The sequence below is a fragment of the Acinetobacter sp. VT 511 genome (assembly GCF_001077515.1).
GTDB lineage: Bacteria > Pseudomonadota > Gammaproteobacteria > Pseudomonadales > Moraxellaceae > Acinetobacter > Acinetobacter schindleri.
Genome location: NZ_LFRE01000099.1, coordinates 1 through 921, shown reverse-complemented (window position 1 = coordinate 921; position 921 = coordinate 1). Strand labels below are relative to the sequence as shown.

Sequence of the window (921 nt, the reverse complement as noted above, 5' to 3'; positions counted from 1 at the left end):
CAGTACGATCTTCAAAGTTAAGATGATGGTATGACAATTTTATATACTCCATAAACCCTTTAAATTAATTAGGTGGTTTATGTCGCACTTCAAGTTTTACTCTGCCCGTATTTGGTAAAGGCGGGTCTGATAAATCAGCCTAAAAGGGCATATTGTGAAATCAGTGAGTTAGGTAAAACTTTAAATCTTAATAATTTAGATGCAATAACCAATGAATTTTTGGCACAATTCGAAAGTTTTAAAGAATTTAAATTTGGTATAAAAGAGGATATTAATAGCCTAGAAAAAAGTACTAATCAAATTATTAAAATAGAAGAATTAGGGCGTGTCCTCATTTGAAGAATTGGTTTTAAATACTTAAAATCCTCCTTTGAGTTATTTTTATTTCTATATTTTCAATGGCACGTACTCTTCTTACCGATGAATACATATGAGATTTCCCTTATAAGCTTCGCGTAGCTGTTTTCGAGTGAAGTTAAGTATTGATAATATATTTTCCCCTGCTCGGTTAATCGGTACGGAAGTTTGTTGCGAGTGATTAGCTCACAGCCCAACTCAATTTCGATTTTTTTGATAACCTTTGTGAGGTAGGGCTGAGATATGTAAAGGGATTGTGCGGCCCTGCTATAGTTGCTGTATTTTAATAGGCTGTCAATGTAACACAAGATATCTTGAGATTCTAACTTAGACATGTTCCTCACCCCTTGTGAAAAAAGTAACAAACTTTGAATTTGAGGTGATTATAACAAATTAGTTATCAAACTGCAATGAATAACTATTAGATCATTTGAGCTTTGATATGTTAGAGTTAGGCCGAAAGATTGAGCCTGACAGTTACGAGCATCATCTCGAATGACAGAGAGGGGATTACGATGAACTATTTAGCTATCGTGGGCACAAATTCGGATGTGTCAACTAACC

The 921-nt window shown here is 34.3% G+C and carries 1 protein-coding gene and 1 pseudogene; one reads left to right on the top strand and one right to left on the bottom strand.

All coding sequences use genetic code 11. The features are described from left to right. Positions 1-108 precede the first annotated feature (108 nt). Positions 109-264, top strand: a pseudogene (locus ACS72_RS18790) (restriction endonuclease); the annotation flags it as partial. 131 nt (positions 265-395) lie between these two features. Here the strand turns inward: ACS72_RS18790 and ACS72_RS19760 are convergent. Next, positions 396-692, bottom strand: a complete 297-nt coding sequence (locus tag ACS72_RS19760) for a LysR family transcriptional regulator (protein WP_048882639.1) — start codon at positions 690-692, stop codon at positions 396-398. Positions 693-921: the final 229 nt, after the last annotated feature.